Annotated in this window: 11 protein-coding genes; 5 read left to right on the forward strand and 6 right to left on the reverse strand. The window is 40.4% G+C overall.

Annotation, left to right across the window (positions count from 1 at the left end):
- Window positions 1-26 precede the first annotated feature (26 nt).
- Window positions 27-608: a T9SS type A sorting domain-containing protein gene (locus FHG64_RS18910; protein WP_139067842.1), complete on the forward strand. Its 582-nt coding sequence runs from the start codon at window positions 27-29 to the stop codon at window positions 606-608.
- A gap of 67 nt (window positions 609-675) precedes the next feature.
- On the opposite strand, the gene glgB is transcribed toward FHG64_RS18910, so the two are convergent.
- The 5 genes from glgB to FHG64_RS20040 form a co-directional block, all read right to left on the reverse strand.
- Entirely contained in the window at window positions 676-2,565 is a 1,890-nt protein-coding gene (gene glgB, locus FHG64_RS18915; RefSeq protein WP_394344228.1) for a 1,4-alpha-glucan branching protein GlgB, read from the reverse strand.
- A gap of 1,159 nt (window positions 2,566-3,724) precedes the next feature.
- Window positions 3,725-7,042, reverse strand: a complete 3,318-nt coding sequence (gene treS / locus FHG64_RS18920) for a maltose alpha-D-glucosyltransferase (RefSeq protein WP_139067843.1) — start codon at window positions 7,040-7,042, stop codon at window positions 3,725-3,727.
- Window positions 7,043-7,057: 15 nt separating this feature from the next.
- Window positions 7,058-8,938, reverse strand: coding sequence for an alpha-1,4-glucan--maltose-1-phosphate maltosyltransferase (locus FHG64_RS18925; RefSeq protein ID WP_139067844.1), 1,881 nt, complete (start codon window positions 8,936-8,938; stop codon window positions 7,058-7,060).
- Between the two features lie 212 nt (window positions 8,939-9,150).
- Entirely contained in the window at window positions 9,151-10,458 is a 1,308-nt protein-coding gene (locus FHG64_RS18930; RefSeq protein WP_139066296.1) for an IS1380 family transposase, read from the reverse strand.
- Between the two features lie 80 nt (window positions 10,459-10,538).
- Complete coding sequence (locus FHG64_RS20040) at window positions 10,539-10,670, reverse strand: maltotransferase domain-containing protein (RefSeq protein WP_139067845.1); 132 nt, start codon at window positions 10,668-10,670, stop codon at window positions 10,539-10,541.
- Window positions 10,671-10,934: 264 nt separating this feature from the next.
- Between FHG64_RS20040 and treZ the strand changes: the two genes are divergently transcribed.
- From treZ to malQ, 4 genes are all read left to right on the forward strand, one after another.
- Window positions 10,935-12,728, forward strand: coding sequence for a malto-oligosyltrehalose trehalohydrolase (gene treZ / locus FHG64_RS18940; protein ID WP_139067846.1), 1,794 nt, complete (start codon window positions 10,935-10,937; stop codon window positions 12,726-12,728).
- A 77-nt stretch (window positions 12,729-12,805) separates the two neighbouring features.
- Window positions 12,806-15,229 carry a DUF3536 domain-containing protein gene (locus tag FHG64_RS18945; protein WP_139067847.1) on the forward strand — a complete coding sequence of 808 codons (2,424 nt, stop codon included), beginning with the start codon at window positions 12,806-12,808 and terminating at the stop codon, window positions 15,227-15,229.
- Window positions 15,229-17,889: a malto-oligosyltrehalose synthase gene (treY, locus tag FHG64_RS18950; protein WP_139064528.1), complete on the forward strand. Its 2,661-nt coding sequence runs from the start codon at window positions 15,229-15,231 to the stop codon at window positions 17,887-17,889. The genes FHG64_RS18945 and treY overlap by 1 nt, the downstream gene beginning before the upstream one ends.
- The gene (malQ, locus tag FHG64_RS18955) at window positions 17,890-19,413 is read left to right on the forward strand and encodes a 4-alpha-glucanotransferase (protein WP_139064529.1); all 1,524 of its coding nucleotides are present in this window, start codon (window positions 17,890-17,892) and stop codon (window positions 19,411-19,413) included. It abuts the gene before it with no gap.
- A 66-nt stretch (window positions 19,414-19,479) separates the two neighbouring features.
- Here the strand turns inward: malQ and FHG64_RS18960 are convergent, their stop codons facing one another.
- Window positions 19,480-20,760: a carboxypeptidase-like regulatory domain-containing protein gene (locus FHG64_RS18960; RefSeq protein ID WP_139064530.1), complete on the reverse strand. Its 1,281-nt coding sequence runs from the start codon at window positions 20,758-20,760 to the stop codon at window positions 19,480-19,482.
- Between the last annotated feature and the right edge of the window lie 54 nt (window positions 20,761-20,814).

Raw genomic sequence — 20,814 nt, forward strand, 5'->3', positions numbered from 1 at the left:
TAGTATTAACCTAAAAGCTGAAGATTATGAAAAATGTGATTAAAATCTCCTTACTTGCTTTAATGTTGGTAAGTGGAAGTGTGAAAGCTGCAGATGAATTGGATGTGAAGGTAAGTCAAAAAAAAGCCATCACAATTGAACTGAATAATTTATCATCCTCCTCTGTACTGCTGTTTCAGGATAAGGATGGAAACATTCTTTTTCGAGATAGCCTCGAGCTCAACGGGCATTATAAGAAGACCCTGGACCTGGAAGTGATCCCTAATGGAGTTTATTCAATAAGTCTTGAAGGGGAAAGAAGCGTGATGAGCAAGCAGGTTGTTAAAACCCACGCCGGGCTAGAATTGACAAATGCTCCTGCAGGGATCCTGTTCAAACCCTGTTTTGAAGTGAAGGAAAAGCAGGTTACCGTTTTTCTTACCAATCCAGGAAAGAAGACAATTTATTTTGATGTTTATGATGCTCAAGGGATAAAGGTGAGTACACTAACGAGACGGGAAGCTGTGATACAAAAAAGGCTTGATTTTTCACAGGTGCCTTCAGGAACCTACACTATAAAGGTAAGGGTAGGAGGAAGAATTTTTATTGAGGAATTTGATTTGGGATAAGAAAAGTTCTGAAAGAAAAAATCCTGCTCTTGAAGCAGGATTTTTTTTTATAAGGATTTTTGAATAATTATCCCCTTTTTAGATATATCACTCCCATTGGCGGCAGGGTGAGGGAAACAGAATGTTCCTTTTGATGAGTAGGAACAGCTTCCGATCTAACTTCCTCGGCATTCTTAACGCCACTCCCACCTAAGGTATTACTGTCACTGTTAAAGATCTCTTTCCAGGTTCCCTGTTGTGGAACACCTATGCGATAATTCTCACGTGGTACCGGGGTAAGGTTACAAACCACGAGGATATTATCCTTAGGCTCGATCCCTTTTCTAAGGAAACTGATAACACTTGATTCCGCATCCTGGAAATCTACCCATTCAAAACCTTCAGCCTCAAAACTCTTTTCATAAAGAGCGGGTTCGCTTCTGTATAATTTATTTAGTTGGGCAATAGTGTTTTTAATGTTATGATGAGGTGCCTCTTCCATAAGGTGCCATTCCAGGCTGGAGTCATGGTTCCATTCAGATGGTTGTCCAAATTCGGCTCCCATAAATAATAGTTTTGTTCCCGGGTGTGCAAACATATAGGAATACAATGCTCTTAGGTTAGCGAATTTATTCCAGGCATCTCCAGGCATCTTATTAAGGATTGCCTGTTTGCCATATACTACCTCATCGTGAGATAGTGGTAGCATAAAATTCTCTGTAAAGGCATAGGTGGTACTAAAGGTGATGGTATTTTGATGATGTTTCCTGTGAACAGGATCCTTTTGAAAATATTCAAGGGTATCGTGCATCCAGCCCATCATCCATTTCATACCAAAGCCAAGCCCTCCAATATAGGTTGGTTTGGAAACCATTGGCCAGGCAGTAGACTCCTCAGCAATAGTCATAGTGTCTGGGAACTGGGCATATACAACTTCATTGAATTCCTTTAAGAAGCTAATGGCTTCCAGGTCTTCATTCCCCCCAAATTCATTAGGCTCCCATTCTCCCTCTTTTCTGGAATAATCCAGGTATAGCATTGATGCCACGGCGTCTACACGCAACCCATCTGCATGGAAGACATCCAGCCAGTAGAGCGCATTGGAGATAAGGAAAGACCTTACCTCATTACGGCCATAATTAAAGATATAGCTTTGCCAGTCTGGGTGAAAGCCTTTATTGGGATCTTCGTGTTCATACAGGAAGGTACCATCAAAATAATGTAAGCCATGCAAGTCATTTGGGAAGTGGGAGGGAACCCAATCAAGGATGACCCCTATCTCTGCCTGGTGAAGGGCATCTACCAGGTGCATAAAATCCTGCGGGGTTCCAAACCTGCTGGAAGGAGCAAAATATCCAGTTACCTGGTAGCCCCACGAACCAAAGAAAGGATGTTCCATAACCGGCATGAATTCAACATGAGTAAAGCCTGTTTCTTTGAGATAACCCGGTAATTGCTCTGCCAGTTCCCTGTAGCTTAATGACCGCATTCCATCTTCAGGCACCCTTTTCCAGGAACCTATATGCAGCTCATAAACCGATACCGGTTTTGCCTTTCCTGCTTCTTTTTTTCGTTTGGTAAGCCATTTTTTATCATTCCAGGTGTTCTCAAGGTCCCAAACCACAGAAGCTGTATTTGGAGGGGTTTCCCAATAAAAAGCATAGGGATCTCCTTTTTCCACCTCATAACCATTATTGGATTTTATAAAATATTTATAAAGGCTGCCTTTTTTAGCTTCAGGAATAAATACTTCCCAAATCCCCGAACTGTCTGGCCGGGCTTTCATTGGGTGAGCCTGCCTGTACCAGTCATTAAAGTCTCCAATGACTGAAACCTGGCTGGCATTAGGAGCCCAAAGTGCAAAGTAAACACCCTTCTTACCATTGAACTCCATTAAATGAGAGCCCAGTTTTTTGTATAGATGAAAATGTTTTCCTTCTTTAAAAAGGTGAATGTCAAATTCTGTAAGCAGGGAGATCTCATTGAATTTGTTTTCAGCAGCTTTCTGCTCATTGCGGTTCTTTACAGATTTTGCAGTTTTCCTCACCTTTTCTGCCTTCTCTTTGATCTCGTCACCGGGAACAACTTTGTCTACAGCTTTCTTAGCCAGTTCAATTTCAGGTGAAAGTTGTTTTTTTAGTTCCTGGGCTTTCTTCATCACCTCTTCCTGGTCTGGAAGGATATCCTTTGCAGTTTTGGAAATTTCCCGGCGGGTCTCCTCATCTGGCAAAATTTTATCAGCCAGGTCCTTTGCAGTTTTTGAAGCCAGATTTTTAAGGTCATCAAGAGGGGAGGTGTCTGTTTCCTTCGCCTGTTGTTTACCGGTGGTCTTTTTTGAAGTCCTTCCCTCGTCTCCCTTCACTTCAGGCCCGGGAGAGGTCTTGGTAGTTCGTTCTTGTTTCTTTTTTGCTGAAGATGTTTTTGCTGAAGAAGATGCATCTTTTGAAACTTTTGCCGCACCTGTACTTTTAGCCGTGGATGTCCTGGCTTTCTCTGAATTTCCCACGGTTTTATTACCTGATGTCTCTGCTGTGGTTTTCTTTGGCAAAGCTTTTTTTGGTTTAGGTAATTTTGGATCCTTTTCCTGAAGCTTACCTTCTGTTTTTACACTACCGGCTTTAGATTTTGAGCCTGTTGCTCCAGCGGTGCCTTTAGTCGGCTTCTTTTCTTTTGCTGTGCCACCTTTTCTAGCTGCAGTGCCTTTTGAAGGTTCCTTTTCCTTTAAATTTCCAGTTTTTCGGCTGCTCCCTGTGGCCTTTTTATCTGAAGCACTAACCTTATTAGGATCCCCGGCACCCGTGGAGGTATTTTTATCACCACCCCTCGTATTTTTTCCGGTAGGTTTTTTGGCTGCTCCTGCAGTATCATCTGTAGGACCATTAAATTCCTCCCCGGTCTTTTTGCCTGAAAAAGAAGACTCGTTTTGTTGTGAAAATGCTGCTTCCTCTCTTTGGGCGTCCTTTGACGTATCCTTAGGTTTCGCAGATTTTGAAGAACCCTTTACCCTGCTTTTTGCTGCAGGTCCTTTTTTATCCCCTGTAGCTGTTGGGATCTTTAGATCCTTCTCTTCTATCTTCTTTTTTGTTCCTTTTCCGGTTACTTTTTCCTTATTCTCGTTGGTTGTTTTCTTTTCTCTTTTAGCCATTTCTATACCTCCCAATGATAGTTTTTATGCCCCGCAATGGTATTAATACCCAATCGGGACGATTATTAAGTTCATAATTAAGTTCGTATACTGCTTTTTCCAGTAAGAATGTTTCCATAAGAACCTTGAAATCCTCTGGGTCCTGCGGGATGAAATTGCTTTCACCTACTTTTTCAAAATAGCCCTGCAGGTATAGCCTGGTGACATAATAATACCAGGACTCTGCCCACTCTTCAAGGTTTCCTTCTTTTCTTTGTTGGTGGAATTCCTCTTCCATAATACTGCTGTAAGCTGCATAATGGAAAGACCTCACCATACCTGCCACATCCCTTAGGGGAGACCTCTTAAGCCTTCTTTCACTAAATGCTCTTGCAGGTTCTCCTTCAAAATCTATGATCACAAAATCCTTTCCTGTCCATAAGACCTGGCCAAGGTGATAATCACCATGGGTCCTTATTTTCATAATAGGTATTTTGTGTTTGTAGACTCTTTTAAAGCACTTGAGAACATCTGCTTTCATGTCAAGCACTTCCTTTGCTTCCTTTTTAATCTCTTCCGGCAAATTCTTCAGGTTCTTTTGAAGATTCTGGAAAGAATTCCTTGTTAAGGATTGCAGGGATGAGAAAAGGGAACGCTGGTAATGCAATGAAAATGGTTCAGGTTCAAAATCCTTTTCTTCAGGGTTGGCAGCAAGGGCGTTGTGCATCTCTGCTGTTCTTTGACCCAGTAATGTCACCCGCTCCGGGAAGATCACACCCAAATATTCCTTAAGGTCGTCTGGAAGTTCTTCATAAGTAAGAGGTTTGGTAAGTTCTGCCTCCGGTAGCTTGATCTTTTTTTCCCTTTCAGAAGTTAGGACATTTTCAAAGAACCTCTCCAGGGAATCCTTGGTATAATCCCAGGCATCTCCCTGGTTTGGTATAAGGTCCTGCATCATCCCGAGTACTGTAATATTCTTAGCATCTGGATTATATTCTATGGCTCCCACAAATTTTGGGGAGTTTTGATAATCTGTTTTTTCTGTGAGATATTTGGTGATCTCCAGATCTGGATTAATTGTATTGTCCAGTTTCCTGTAAAGCTTGAGGAAATACTTATTATTAAAAATAAGAGAAGTATTGCTTTGCTCCGCATTCAATACTTTGGAGTGTACCTCTCCTTTCCCCATAGAGGTATTACCTTCGCTATGGTAGAATACAATATTACCTGAACCATTCTGTAGTTTACGCCCCTTCCTAATATTGCTGAACAGTACGTTCCTGAAATCTTCATTATAAACCGCATCGAACAGGATTCCCTCATCTTCACCCAACTTAAGATTTGCAATAAGTCCTTTTTTCGGGATCTCTCTAAGGATATCCTCTTTTTTATCTGTAGTGAAGGCCAGGGGAAGTTGATAAATTTCAGGTAAACCATCATTATAGTTTACTTCTATGGTAATAAGTGTCGCCGGCAGGTCCTTCACGGGTATTTTGATATTACTTACTATCAAAATATTTTGAATCACCCTGGATTTACCGCCAAACCACCTGCAGGAATTAAGATATCCCGGCAGCACCTTATTCTCCAGTTTGGTCTTGGCCTTATTCTTGAAAAGATCACCCCATTCCTGTACTGCAAGTTCAGGTGTAACTGCATTATCTGGTAAATGGTCCTTTTCTTTTTCAAGAAGGAACCAGTAATATCCGTGTGGGGCCATTGTAAAGAGATATGGTTCTTCTGTGATCTTAGGGAATTTATTGTGGCTAAATACCTCCACAGGGGTATAACCTTCATAAGCTTCAAGATCCAGTTCTGCTGCCTGTGAAAACCTGGAAAGGTTTGCCAGTACCAAAATATCCTCATCCTCAAATGTCCTGGTATAAGCTATGATCTTTGCATTGGCAGGGGAGAGGAAGTTGATATCTCCTCTTCCAAAAGCTTTGAACTTTTTGCGCATGCTTATGACTCTTTTCATCCACCATAGGAGCGATGAGGAATTCATTTGTTGCGCTTCTACATTTACACTTTCATATTTATACTCGGGGTCAATAACCACCGGTAAATAGAGCTTATGGGGGTTTGCTGCTGAAAAGCCTGCATTCCTGTCTGCACTCCATTGCATTGGAGTCCTCACTCCATCGCGGTCCCCCAGGTAAAAGTTGTCACCCATTCCTATTTCATCCCCGTAATAGATGATTGGTGTTCCCGGTAAAGAGAATAACAGGACGTTCATTAGTTCAATCTTACTACGATTATTCTCCAGAAGCGGTGCCAGCCTGTGACGAATACCCACGTTGATCTTAGCCTGGGGATCTTTGGTATATACTTTATACATATAATCCCTTTCCTCATCGGTAACCATTTCAAGGGTAAGTTCATCATGATTCCTAAGGAATATTCCCCATTGACAGGATTCAGGTATTTCTGGGGTTTGATCAATGATATCAATTATAGGGTAGCGGTCTTCCATTTTCACCGCCATGAACATACGTGGCATGATAGGGAAGTGGTAGTTCATATGACATTCATCGCCGTCACCAAAATAGGCCGCACTATCCTCGGGCCACATGTTGGCCTCTGCCAGTAATAGTTTATTGTCCCAGTGTTTATCTACGTGGGCTCTTAATTTCTTAAGGAATTCGTGCGTAGGCGGCAGGTTTTCACAATTGGTGTTTTCTCTTTCAAAGAGATATGGAACCGCATCCAGCCTAAAGCCGTCTACCCCCATTTTGCACCAAAAGTCCATGATCTTAAAGATCTCCTCCTGCACGTTGGGATTGTCAAAATTAAGATCGGGCTGGTGTGAGAAGAACCTGTGCCAAAAATAGGCTTTAGCTTCAGGGTCCCAGGTCCAGTTAGAGGGTTCAGTATCTGTAAAGATTATCCTTGCATCCTTATATTTATTTGGATCATCGCTCCATACATAATAATCTCTATGGTTGGAACCTATTGGTGCTTTTCTAGCCCGCTGGAACCACGGGTGCTGGTCTGATGTATGATTGATGACCAGCTCGGTTATGATCTTAAGGCCTCTCTTATGTGCTTCTTTAATAAGTTTTTTAAATATTTTTATGTCACCATAAGAGGGATTAATGGTATAATAATCGGCAATATCGTAGCCATCATCTCTCAAAGGGGAAGGGTAGAAGGGCAGCAGCCAAATAGCGGTTACTCCCAGGTCCTCCAGATAATCAAGTTTTTCCATAAGGCCTGCAAAATCGCCTATTCCATCACCGTTGCTGTCATAGAAGGCTTTGATATGCAGTTCATAAATAATGGCATCTTTGTACCAGTATAATTGCTCGTCTTTATGTGATTGGTCTGTCATAATTAGTCTTTTTCTTTATCTTTTCTGAACTTTGAAAATATGTGCCGGCATGCTGTTGGGATGCAGAGCGACATAATTCCACTCGTTTTCCCAGAAATATTTGGAATCTGTAAGCAGGTCATGTACAGCAAAGGATTCATTTTGTTCGAACCCAAAAAGGTGTAGCGGCACTTTAACCCAGCCAGTCTGGCTGTGGTGGGGATCCAGGCTCACCACGATCAATAACTTATTCTCGCCGTCCTGGCTTATTTTGGAATAACATAAAATCTGGTCATTATCTGTATCGCAAAATTCAATATTCCAGGTGCTTTGGAGTGCCTTGTTTTCTTTTCTTATTCTGTTAAGGAGGGTGATAGTCTCTTTTGTTTTGGTTTGTTTATTCCAGTCCCAATGCTTGACCTCATATTTCTCAGATCTTATATATTCCTCCTTCCCTGGATAAGGTTCATTTAGATTATATTCGAAAAGGGGGCCATACATCCCGTAGTTGGAGGAAAGCGTCCCTGCAAGGATGAGCCTTATTAGAAATGAAGGTTCTTCTTTATGCTCCAATGAAATTGGAAGTATATCGGGAGTATTTGGCCAGAAGTTGGGCCGGAAATATTCCCTCATTTCTGTTTTGGTAAGTTCTGTAATGTATTCTATAAATTCCGCCTTACTGTTTCTCCAGGTGAAATAGGTATAGGACTGGGTGAAACCTATCTTCCCCAGTTTTTCCATGACCCTTGGCCTGGTAAAAGCTTCAGCAAGAAAAATAATGCCATCATACTTTTGATTTATATCGTTAATGAGCCATTCCCAGAAAATAAAGGATTTGGTATGTGGATTATCAACCCTAAAGATCTTAACCCCTTTATCTATCCAATATTCCACAATGCTTTTAAGTTCCTTCCAGAGATTTTCCCAGTCGGCTGTTTCAAAATTCACTGGCAAGACGTCCTGGTATTTTTTTGGCGGATTTTCAGCATATTGTACAGTGCCATCCGGGCGCCATTTGAACCATTGGGGATGCTCTTTTACATAGGGATGGTCTGGAGAACATTGAATTGCAAAATCCAAAGCCACCTCTATCCCCAGGTCATTAGCTTTACCAACGAAATTCACAAAATCATCGATAGTACCAAGTTCAGGATGAATAGCCTTGTGGCCGCCTTCCTTTGCACCTATGGCCCATGGGGAGCCGGGATCACCGGCATTGGCAGTGGTGGCATTGTTCACACCTTTGCGGTGGCTGCGTCCTATAGGATGAATAGGAGGCAAGTAGATTACATCAAATCCCATTTTACTTATTCCTTCAAGGATCCTTTCGCTGGTTTGAAATGTCCCATGCTCCCCTTCATTGGGAGAAGTGGACCTTGGGAAAAATTCATACCAGGAGCTAAATAAGGCCCTTTCCCTTTCTACCAGTACTTCGAGTGTTTTATCGTACCGGCTCGAATGATTTCTATCTCTTGAATGATACATGATAGAGGATACCTCTTCACTTAAGGCCAGATTTACCGAGGCTTCGTCGTTATTATCGTCCCTTAAGACCTCTATCCATTTTTGAAGTTTCTTTTTATCTGGCGAAGTAGCGCGTGCAATTGCCTCCTCCATCATTTGAGCCCCAATAAGAAGTTCGGTTTGTATAGGTTGATTGGCCTCATATTTTTTTTGGAGACCGTCCTGCCAGGTTTTAAAATGATCTATCCAGGCCTCAATTGTGTATTCAAAAAACCCGGTTTCGGGTGCCTGGAAATGCATTGTCCATTTATCATTTCCCAGGAATTCCATTGGTTTTTCCTGCCACTTCCTCTCTTTACCCTTTCCTTTTTTCTTTTCACGAAAAAGAAGTACGGCATCCACTTTATCGTGACCATCCCCGTATATCCTAAAATCCGCATCTCTCTTTAAAATTGATCTTTTTTATAGGTTCATAATAAAAATGTTTTCCATTATTTTGTTTCCGAGGAATTATCCAGGCACATTTTATTTTTTATTATTGAGATGTTTACTATTTGAGGTTTGAAAAGCTAATTTTTTTGAATTAAGACAATAATAGCTCATCCCTGGTGTAGGATTATTTTTGCAGATATTAGATTTCCTTTCTACTCTTTCTGTTGTTGTTACTATGTTTGATAATGGTTGTATGAATAAATCCTTAATTTGAGTTGGCGGCTTTGTTTGATCCATTTAGCAGGTAATATGATAAATCTGAAAATGAATTTTTTCATCCTGTAAGTGGGTTTTAGATACCTGTTCGTTTTAGAAAAATGCTGGATTATCTTATTGTAGAGATTCCGGCATATTGCCGTAAAGTATAAGAAGACAAGATTTTTGTTCAAGGATGAGAAAGGCATATTGTTCCAACCAAAATCATTTTTAAGTATATCAAACTGGCGCTCCATATTTCCTCTTTGGTTGTAAAACGCTGCAACACCTTTGGTATCCAGATCAAAATCATTTGTTATTATGGCTCTATAATCATAAATATCTTGAGTAATCAAGTCTATCTGCCTATCTTTTTTTGGTTTTCTTTTTACAACGAGTCTATATGTTTGTGCCTTATTTGATGGGGACTGTCGTTTAAAGGGGGTTATCTCAATAGATCCTACTTCCATGGTCCCATCTTCACACTTCATTTCTTCCCACTGGCCAACTTGGGAAAAATATTTTTCAACATAGCTGTTCCTGCATCCTATGTAAAAATTATCAACCTTACTTTGTAAGAAGGAAATGACATCATATTGGTATGATGCCGCATCGGCTCTGAAATTATGGACTTTTTTGATCTTTTGGGAATCCAATAAATCAAATACTCTTTTAAGGGTGTCTAGCTGAAAAGATTTTGCATCCGAGTTTCCGTTCCGGTTTTCAATATATAGGATGTTCTCTTCATTTATGGTACATACTCCGGGCTGATATCCATAATTCCTTTTATACGTCATCTTACTATCTTCCTTTTCATTGAAAATAATCGTGTTGTCGTAATCAATAGTAAGCTTGTCAGACTTAAAAACTCCAAGCTTTTTAAGAATATCTATATTCAGACTTTCTAATTTTGAGTTTGTACAATATTGATGAGTTACAACACCTCGCTTGGTTTTACAAGATTGAGTTTGCTCGGAAAGTTGAGATAGTCTTCTTAAAACAGTGTCAGGACTTGCTAGTTTTACAAAAGGATTATTAGTGAAATGGGGTTTCAAATGTGCTTGTAAATCTTCGATATAATCTCCTCCACAGAGGTAGACTGATTTCAAAGAATAGAAAATGTCTTTCCAGGAATATTTACTTTGATTGACCATTGGAGGAAGCCTGTCATTACAAATTTGATCGATGTTCATCTTGTTCAAATAGTCAAAAACAAAATTTGCTCCTCCGAAAGCGGAGATCGGATTGGATTTTATTATCTTCACGGCTGTAGTATTGTGCAACACTAATTTAAGTGAATATTACGTAGCTGCAAAGCCCCATTAAATAAGGTTTTGCAGCTTTTTTATTATAAGACTTACGGATTTTAGGATATATCGGCAGTTACATCTACCCTTTCATTTACAGTTCTCTTTATGGGATACTTACCGCAATCTATTTGCGGTTTCACATTATCTATACTTACTCTTAAATGTCCTTCTATATTCATTAATTTCATTTGTAGATTATTGTTTATAATAGTCCCATTTTAATAAAGGGAGCAACTCTTTTAATTTTTTAATATTTATCTTGTATTGAGATTTTGCTCATATTTGAAATCTTTATCAAAAGCCTGATTATTGGATACCTAAGGTGCCGGCTATTTTTAAAGTACTTAAAGTTAGATAAGTGGGGTAAACTTCTCCGTTAAAATATTACTAAACCTTAATTCTTAGGGATTATCCTTCTTAGATTTGATAATTCCAAGCATATAATTAAAATAATGAATAGAAAGACAGGAGCAGAATATCTTCAGAATAATAAAACCCGATTTTGCGTTTGGGCACCTTTTAAGGAAAAGGTTGCAGTAAAGCTTAAGGAAAAAAAGCCAATATCCCTTACCAGGGATAAGAATGGTTATTGGGAGGGTATAGTTGAAGGAACAAAACCCGGGGACTTATATAAATATATACTTAATAATAAGGATCAATTTCCAGATCCTGCTTCTCGCTCCCAGCCGGAGGGTGTTCATTCCTGGTCGCAGGTTATAGATCAAAATGAATTTTCCTGGCAGGATAATGACTGGAAAGGAATTCCCTTATCACAAATGGTAATTTATGAGCTTCACGTTGGGACTTTTACCCCGCAGGGAACTTATGAGGCGATTATTGATAAACTGGACCACCTGTTGGAATTGGGAGCCAATACTATAGAAATAATGCCCATTTCCCAATTTCCCGGAGAAAGGAATTGGGGATATGATGGAGTGTATCCTTATGCTGCTCAATATAGCTATGGCGGAGTAAATGGATTAAAAAAAATGATTGATGCCTGCCATAAGAAGGGGATTGCAGTTATTCTTGATGCTGTTTACAACCATATGGGCCCCGAGGGAAATTACCTGTCCCAGTACGGCCCTTACTTTACTGAAAAATACCAGACACCCTGGGGAGCAGCACTTAATTTTGATGATGAGCACAGTGACGAGGTTCGAAATTTTTTCTTGCAGAATGCCATAATGTGGCTGGAGGATTTTCATTTTGATGGATTAAGGCTTGATGCTATTCACGAAATAATTGATCGTGGAGCGAGGCATTTATTAAAAGAAATGAGTCAAAAGGTAGATGAAATGGAAGAAAAAACAAGTCGTCGTTTTGTCCTTATTGCAGAGAGCGACCTCAATGATACAAAGGTGGTTAATTCCTATGAAAAAGGGGGATTTGGACTGGAAGGGCAGTGGGTAGATGATTTTCATCACGCTGTACATACACTGCTTACCGGGGAAAAAGAAGGATATTACAGCGATTATGGTAAACTTTCTCAGCTTGCCAAAGCATTTAAACAAGGGTTTATTTATGATGGCGTTTATTCTTCTCACAGGAAAAGAACAGTGGGAAACAGTCCAAAGGGCTTAGCCCCGCACCATTTTGTTGTTTCAATTCAAAATCATGACCAGGTGGGAAACCGGATGCTTGGCGACCGGTTAACTCATCTTCTTTCCTTCGAAGGACAAAAGCTTGCCGCAGGCATAATGCTTACTTCTGCCTTTGTGCCAATGTTGTTTATGGGAGAGGAATTTGGAGAGGAGAATCCTTTCCAATATTTTGTAAGTCACGGTGATCCAGAGCTGGTAAAAGCCGTTCAGCAAGGAAGGAAAAGAGAGTTCGAATATTTTCTTACCCATGAAGGCGATTTCCCAGACCCGCAGTCAAAAGAGACCTTTAATAACTCCAAATTAAACTGGAATTTTAAAGATGACGAAAGGAAAAAGAAACTATTTGAATTTTATAAATATCTACTGAAGCTAAGAAAGGAAGGAGAATTTGAACCTTTCAGAAATAGTGAAATAAAAACCACAGCTATTGTTGAAAAAAATCTTTTGCTGGCTGAAACTGAAAACTCGAAGGGGCTTCTTGCAGCTTACAATTTTAGTAATGAGCCTCAAAGTATAAAAATGCCTGAAGGTGATTTAAAGATCCTGCTGGCATCTGCCAATAAGCAATGGGGAGGCAGAGAGAATTTTTCGCCGGGAGAGAAGTTGCCGGGACATTCCTTTATCATTTGTAAAAAGGATTAAAAAATTGTTCCCACATATTAATTAATGCAGAAGAAAGATCGAGGATATTTTTCTGCCCACTTATAAAGAATGAAAATATGAAAGAGAAATATGTTTGCATCCATGGCCATTTTTACCAGCCACCACGTGAAAACCCCTGGTTAAACAAGGTAGAGATCCAGGATTCGGCCTACCCATATCATGACTGGAACCATAGGATCAATGCAGAGTGCTATGTAAGGAATACCTCCTCCAGGATTTGGGATGATGAGGGAAAGATCAAAGCCATAATGAATAATTATGGCTGGATGAGCTTTAATATAGGTCCCACGCTTTTGGCCTGGATGGAAAATGAGGCCCCGGGAACCTATAATGCCATTTTGGAGGCCGACAAGGAGAGCCAGGAAAGATTTTCAGGCCACGGGTCTGCAATTGCACAGGCATTTAATCATTTGATCATGCCGCTTGCAAACGAAAGGGACCAGGAAACCCAAATCATTTGGGGAATAGAAGATTTTAAGTCTCGTTTTAATCGGGATCCCGAAGGCATGTGGCTGGGAGAAACAGCAGTAAACACCAGCACCCTGGAATTGATGGCAAAGCATGGGATCAAATTCACTATCCTGTCACCTTATCAGGCAAAGCAGGTGAGGAAACTGGGAGAAAAGGAATGGCATGATGCTACCAATGCTAAAGTAGACACCAAAAAAGCCTATATCTACAAACTTCCTTCAGGAAAAAGCATAAGTCTCTTCTTTTATGATGGCCCGGCTTCGCAAGGAGTTGCATTTGAAGGACTTCTTAATGACGGGGAACGCTTTGCCTCAAGACTACAGGGACAATTTACAGATGAGGAAAAAGTGCAGTTAGTGCATATTGCAACAGATGGGGAAAGCTATGGCCATCACCATCACCTGGGAGAAATGGCTTTATCTTATTGTCTACATCACCTTGAGGAACAGGAGGATTCCACATTGACCATTTATGGGGAATTCCTGGAGAAATTTCCCCCGGAATATGAAGCCCAGATCGTGGAAAACACTTCATGGAGCTGCTACCATGGTGTAGAGAGATGGCGGTCAGACTGCGGGTGCAACACCGGGGGGAATGAAGGATGGGACCAGCAATGGCGGGAACCACTTCGAAAGACCTTTGACTGGGTACGGGACCATCTCATTGGCCTTTATGAGAAAGAGATGGCAGCCTACACTTCCAGCCCCTGGGAAGTAAGGAATAATTATATTAAAGTGATCCTTGACCGGGACCGGCACAACGTAGAAGAGTTTCTGGAAGCAAATTTCAAAAAGGAACTGGATGAGGAAGAAAGGGTAAAGCTGTTGAAGCTCCTGGAGATGCAATATCATAGTATGCTTATGTATACCAGTTGTGGTTGGTTCTTTGATGAGGTCACCGGGATTGAGTCCATGCAGGATATTTTTTATGCTAAACGGGCTATCCAGCTTGCTGAGGAAATTAGCGGTAAGAGCTACGAGGAGGATTTTGTGAGACTACTTGAGGAGATCCCGAGTAACATTCCCGAATATGGAACTGCACTTACGGCGTACAGAAAGTTCGTTGAACCCATGGCCCTGGATATGATTCGAATTGGAGCTCACTACGCGGTCTCATCCCTCTTTGAGGAATTCCCTGAAGAGGTGAGCCTTTATAACTTTAGCGCGAGTGTCAAAACAAGACATTATTATGAAGCAGGGAAACAAAAGCTGGTGATAGGGCGTACAGAATTTCGTTCAGATATCACCTGGGAAACGGTAGATATCTCATATGCCGTATTGCATATGGGGGATCACCACTTATTTGGAGGAGTGCGAAAATATCTTGGAGCAGAAGCTTTGGAAGAAATGCATTCCAGTGTTGCCAGTTTCTTTCATAAAGGGAATGTATATGAGATCTTTAATATGATGGACCAGTACTTTGGTAACCATAATTATTCCTTCTGGCATTTATTCAGGGATGAGCAGCGAAGTATTATGAAGCTTATCATGGAAAATACCCTCAAGAGTGTTGAGACCAGTATGCAGCAAATTTATGATAACTCCTATCCCTTACTTCAAACTTTTAAGGAGATCAACATGGCAGTTCCCAACAGGTTAAAAATGCCTGTAGATATGGCTGTGAACAACAAGATCATTCATGAACTGGAGAATGAACATTTTAAACTTCATCGCTTAAAGCATTTGCTGGAATCTGCTTCACATATCAATGTGACTTTGGATGATGTTACCCTGGGTTATCTTACAGATAATAAGCTTAATTCCTTAATGAAGCAACTAAGGGAAGACCCAGATAATATTGAATTGCTTAAGCTCATTAATGATTTCTTACAACTTATTAAGGAAAGTCCTCTTGAACCTAACGAATGGGAGGCACAAAACATTGCATTTGAGATAAAGGATGAGCAGTTTGATCATTATTCAAACGAGGAGAAGGCCGGGAATGAAAAAGCAGGGGAGTGGATACAGGCATTCATTGAGCTGGAAAAGAAATTAAACCTCGTACCATAATGAAAAAGCCAGATACTACTTACAGGCTTCAACTCTCTCCCGGTTTTACCATTGAAGACCTTAAACCGCGTTTGGAGTACCTTCATAAACTGGGAATTTCAACCATTTATTCAGCTCCATTTTTCCAGGCCAGGGAAGGAAGTACTCATGGCTATGACGTAATAGATCCCTTTACTATTAACCTGGAAATCGGGACACTGGAGCAGTTTAGGGAAATAGGACAAACACTGCAGAAGAGAAATATGACGTGGCTGCAGGATATAGTTCCAAATCATATGGCTTATGATGGGGGAAATGTTTGGTTAAAAGATATTTTTGAACTAGGCCCGGAGTCTAAATATTATAATTTTTTCGATATCAACTGGGATTACCAGGGCAAGGATAAGGTCATGGCACCTTTCCTTGGAAAATCACTGCAGGAGGTCCTGGAAGCAGGGGAACTTAAGCTTCAGTTTGATGCTGAAGGATTTTCCCTGGCTTATTATGATAATGTCTATCCTATAAGCAAAAGGTCTTATAGTTTCATGTTAGCTGAAGCCAATCCTGAAAGCTCCCAAAATTTTGATAAGGTCTTTAAAGAGCACAAGGATTGGGAGGATATAAAGATCGCTCTGTATAGAGAACTGGAACGTAACCCTAAACTTAAGGAAGATGCTGAAGCAGGAGTGAAAAAAATAAATTCCTCAAAGCAGAAAATGGAGCAGCTCGTAAACCTGCAATATTACCTGCCCGCCCACTGGAAGGAAACAGAGAAGGAGATAAATTACCGCAGGTTCTTTACCATCAATGACCTAATTTGTCTTAGCATGGAAAAAGAGGAGGTATTCAATGCATATCATCTTTATATTAAAGAATTGTGCGATGCAGGCCTTATACAAGGGTTAAGAATTGATCATGTAGACGGGCTGTACGATCCAAGGCAATATTTGCAGGCACTAAGAAACCTGGTGGGGAAAGACTTTTACCTTATCGTGGAAAAAATTCTTGAAGCGGGAGAAGAACTGCCACGGGATTGGCCTGTTGAAGGCACCAGTGGATACGATTTTCTTGCCACTGTCAATCATTTGTTTACCAACACCAGGAATGACAGGTTCTTTTCCAAAGCCTATGAGGAGATCTCGCCAAAGTTTGCCGATTATGAGGCGCTGGTTTACGAAAAGAAATTATTCATTCTTAAGGAGCGAATGGGAGGTGAACTTAATAATCTTTGGGATTTACTGGAATATAAGGAACTTCTTCCTTCCAATAACTCGTATAACAAACAGGAGTGGAAGGAGATTCTGAGTATTTTTCTTGCAGGATTTCCGGTTTACAGGATCTACCCTGGAAAATATCCTTTAACAAAGCCTGAGGCAGAGATCATTCAAACAGCTTACGGTAATGCCGTAGAGCATTCGCCGCAGCATAAAGAGGGACTTGATTATATAAGAGATCTATTTCTTGGTAAGGTTAATAGAAATAAGGAGAGTATGCTTTATTTCCTGCAAAGATGCCAGCAATTTACCGGTCCATTGGCTGCAAAAGGGGTGGAGGATACTTCCTTCTATATTTATAACAGGCTTGTCTCCCACAATGAAGTTGGAGATTCTCCAGAGAACTTTGGTATAACAATAGATCAATTCCACCAGGCTATGATAGCCCGTAGATCACAATTTCCCTATACTATAAATGCTACTGCCACTCACGATACCAAAAGGGGAGAAGATACCAGGATGAGGTTGAATGTTATAAGTGAGATACCGCGGGAATGGTTTGAAAAAGTAAATGAATGGAAAGAACTCAATGCCGGGATCAGGAAAAATAAAAAAGGTCCCGGGGCGAACGAGGAATACTTTATATATCAAACTTTACTTGCAGGTTTGCCTTACAGGCAGGAAGATGATTTTCTCACCCGCACCTGTGAATACCTGCAAAAAGTTTTAAGAGAGGCAAAGGTTCACTCCAATTGGGCCGAACCTAATGAAGATTATGAGAATGATGTTTTTAAATTTATTGAGGAGGTCCTTCATAATGATACCTTTAGAAAGTCTTTTGATCCATTTCAGAAAAAAATCGCCGGTTTGGGAGCAGTAAAATCCCTGGGGCAATTGTTGATCAAAATTACATCCCCGGGCATCCCCGATATCTACCAGGGGACAGAACTTTGGGACCTAAGCTTTGTAGATCCAGATAACAGGCGGCCTGTGGATTATGACTTAAGGCAGGAGTTCCTGGTAAAATTTGAAAATTTGCAGGTTAGTAAGGATAGTTTAAAAGAGCTCACCACTAATTTTAAAACCGGAGAGGTGAAAATGTATACTATGCTCAAAACACTGCAGCATCGCAGGGAAAATGAGGAACTATTCACACTTGGAGAATATATCCCACTCGAAGTAACGGGAGAGAATTCAGGGAATTTTGTCGCTTTCTCCAGGAGGTTTAAAAATGATTATTCTTTAGTAGTTGTACCGGCGCTGGTAAATGAACTTTTTGACCCTTCCAATTTAGCAGTGGACATTGAAAGAATAAAAGACTTAAAGGTTGTTCTTTCCAAAGGGTATCCAGGTACCTGGAAAAATATATTTACAAATGAATTTTCAGACAATCAAGGATCTCTTGAACTTACATCACATTTGGAGCAATTCCCGGTTGTATTATTTAAAAGTGCGAAAGACAAATAAATGGAATTAGAAAGAAGTAGCGGAATTCTCCTGCATATTACCTCCCTGCCTTCTGCATTTGGCATTGGCGACCTGGGACCTGAGGCCTATAAATTCATTGATTTCCTGGCAGCATCGGGTAATACATACTGGCAGCTATTGCCTTTAAATCCTACTTATAAAAAATATAATCATTCGCCTTATAGCAGTGATTCTGCCTTTGCGGGGAATCCTCTCCTTATAAGCCCTGAAGATCTGGAGGATGAGGGATATCTAAATTTAAAGGATTTTACAGCTTCAGGCTTATCGGCTTCGGGAAAAACAGACTTTGAAAAGGCCAGGAAGTTTAAAGAAGAACTTTTGGATGCGGCCTTTTCTGCATTTAAAACTAAAAGAAAACCTGGAGCGTATTCTTCATTTGCCAGGACCCATTCCTACTGGCTGGAGGATTATGCGCTGTTTAGAGCTATATCAAAAGATCATACGAGTGCCTGGTCCACCTGGCCGGTAAGTTTAAGGGACCGTAAACCGGCAGCTATTAAAAAGGCTAAAGAAGAACTGAAAGAAGAAATAGAAAAGATTAAATTCATTCAATTCATCTTTTTCAGCCAGTGGAAAAAATTAATTACCTATGCTCATAAGAATGGCATAAAACTTATTGGAGATATTCCTTTCTATGTCACCCATGACAGTGCCGATATTTGGGCTCATCAATCTTATTTTAAACTGGACAGTGAGAAGGAGCCAAAATTTCTATCAGGTGTTCCTCCAGACTATTTCAGCAAAACAGGGCAATTATGGGGTACCCCTGTGTATGACTGGGAGATTCTAAAAACCAAAGGTTATGACTGGTGGATCGAACGAATAAGACAAAACTTACTGCTTTTTGATCTTGTAAGGCTGGATCATTTCAGGGCTTTTGCAGCTTACTGGGAGGTGCCTGCAGGTGAAAAAACAGCAGTTAACGGGAAATGGGCAAAAACGCCCGGAACCCACTTTTTTAAGATCGTTAAGGAGGAATTTCCAAAAATGCCCTTGATAGCTGAGGATCTTGGCTCTCTGGATGAGCCGGTATACAGGCTGCTGGAAAAATATAATTTTCCCGGTATGAAAGTGCTGCACTTTGCCTTTGGAGAAGAAAAAAAGAAAAATCCTTACCTGCCTTTTAATCATAGCCCCCATAGTATTGTTTACACCGGCACGCATGATAACAACACCAGCAAAGGCTGGTATAAAGAAGCAGATATAGAGGCCAGGGAGCACCTTGAAAAGTTTAGTGGCACAAAAGTTACCGGAAAGAATGTAAACGAGGTTCTTCATCGCCTGGCACTATCTTCTGTTTCTAAACTCGCTGTTATTCCAATGCAGGATATCCTGGGACTGGGCAGTGAAGGTTTAATGAATATCCCGGGTAGCACAGAGGGAAACTGGACGTGGAGAATGGAGGAGGGGAAATTGAAACCGGTTCTACGTAAAAAGCTAAAAGCACTAAATGAGCTTTACGGTCGTAAGGAGATCCCGAAAAAGAAAAGAAGGAAAAAATAAAAAGGTTTTCCTAGCGAACTTAAGTTCTTCAGGAAAACCTTTTATTTTGTAGATATTTAACCTTTTTTAGTTACTTCTCTCAATTTGCCGTTGGATCTTTTCAATGGCATTTTGTATGGATTTATCGGGCTCAATGATGTTATTCTCACCCCAGAATCTTACATCTGTAAATCCTGAAACATCATCTGCCATCACAACGCTTTGACTTAGGAAAGTGTCATCTTTTTTAACTTTTTCCTCAGGACGTCTTTCCCAGTCTGTAACAGCCATTTCACTGTTAACGGTATATTTTGTGTTGAATAATTTACGCTTCCAGTTCACAACAAATTCCAATTGTGCACTACCGTATCCATAATACCATTTACCATCACTCTCGCGATAATCTATTTCATATTGGACATTTACAGGATGTACCCGCGCCCCGGAAGGTTTTTTCCTTACGAACATCTGGCTGGCAACATTCCTGTTATCAACGTTAAGTTCATAAACAGCTTTAACCAGGGAAGAGGTTTGTGCATCTATAAAAAGCTTTCCAAAGAACCATGGCAGTTCTTTATTAATTTGCTCAAAATTAACCACATATAAATATCGATTATTTAGCCTGGTTGGTTCATCAAAGCTAAAGGTATAATCATTGAGTTCATTGGGCCTGAACAGGTATTCTGGATATTTCATTACATCACTGTAAAGGTTATTGAAAGGCCCACCTCTTAACTTAAGGGCGAGGGTATCCAACCTTTTATAATCGGCACTCTTCCTTGCCTTTACAAGGGAGATATCATCTTTTCCCATAGAGGTGTAAGGTTTTTTATGGATCCTTACAACAGCTTCAGCAAGAGAGACATTTCTCCATCTTGTTTTTATAGCTTCTCTATAAAAGGCTGTCATCAGGGTGGGATCATCTATATAATTATCTCCGGTTTTTGAAAGCATTGTCTGTACAAGCTGTTTGGCGTCATTGGCAGTAAAGACACTTATTTCTGAAAGTTCTTCAAAGTTTTCATCAAGTTCAATGATAGTATTTTCCTTTTTAAAATATTCCAGGGAAATGGTCTTGCTTTTGTAACCCAGATTGGATACCGTAACCGTACCCTCTGTTATTCTTACCGGAATTTTCAGGGAAAATTCTCCCTCGGTATTGGTTACCGTAGAGATGTTAGATCCATCCAGGGACAGGAAGGCAGAGGATACTGCATCACCTGTTTGGCTGTCGCGCACTTCACCTTTATACTCGTTGAATTGATCCTGTATTTGCTGTGCTTGCACCATAGGGTAGCTTACCAGCAATACAATGGGAAGCATCCAAAGTAAAGGTAAGTGAATTAGAGTTTTAATTTTTGTTTTCATTTCTTTTTCAAAATAATTGTTATTCCCTAATATACAGAATTTTAGTTATTTGTT

It is taken from the genome of Antarcticibacterium flavum (assembly GCF_006159205.1).
In the GTDB taxonomy this organism is placed as follows: domain Bacteria; phylum Bacteroidota; class Bacteroidia; order Flavobacteriales; family Flavobacteriaceae; genus Gillisia; species Gillisia flava.

Excerpts from the sequence above, each read along its gene's own strand:
- treS (WP_139067843.1), bottom strand. The coding sequence starts at position 7,042 with ATGACAGACCAATCACATAAAGACGAGCAATTATACTGGTACAAAGAT.
- FHG64_RS18945 (WP_139067847.1), top strand. The coding sequence starts at position 12,806 with ATGAAAGAGAAATATGTTTGCATCCATGGCCATTTTTACCAGCCACCA.
- treZ (WP_139067846.1), top strand. The coding sequence starts at position 10,935 with ATGAATAGAAAGACAGGAGCAGAATATCTTCAGAATAATAAAACCCGA.
- FHG64_RS20040 (WP_139067845.1), bottom strand. The coding sequence starts at position 10,670 with ATGAAATTAATGAATATAGAAGGACATTTAAGAGTAAGTATAGATAAT.
- FHG64_RS18960 (WP_139064530.1), bottom strand. The coding sequence starts at position 20,760 with ATGAAAACAAAAATTAAAACTCTAATTCACTTACCTTTACTTTGGATG.
- treY (WP_139064528.1), top strand. The coding sequence starts at position 15,229 with ATGAAAAAGCCAGATACTACTTACAGGCTTCAACTCTCTCCCGGTTTT.
- malQ (WP_139064529.1), top strand. The coding sequence starts at position 17,890 with ATGGAATTAGAAAGAAGTAGCGGAATTCTCCTGCATATTACCTCCCTG.
- FHG64_RS18910 (WP_139067842.1), top strand. The coding sequence starts at position 27 with ATGAAAAATGTGATTAAAATCTCCTTACTTGCTTTAATGTTGGTAAGT.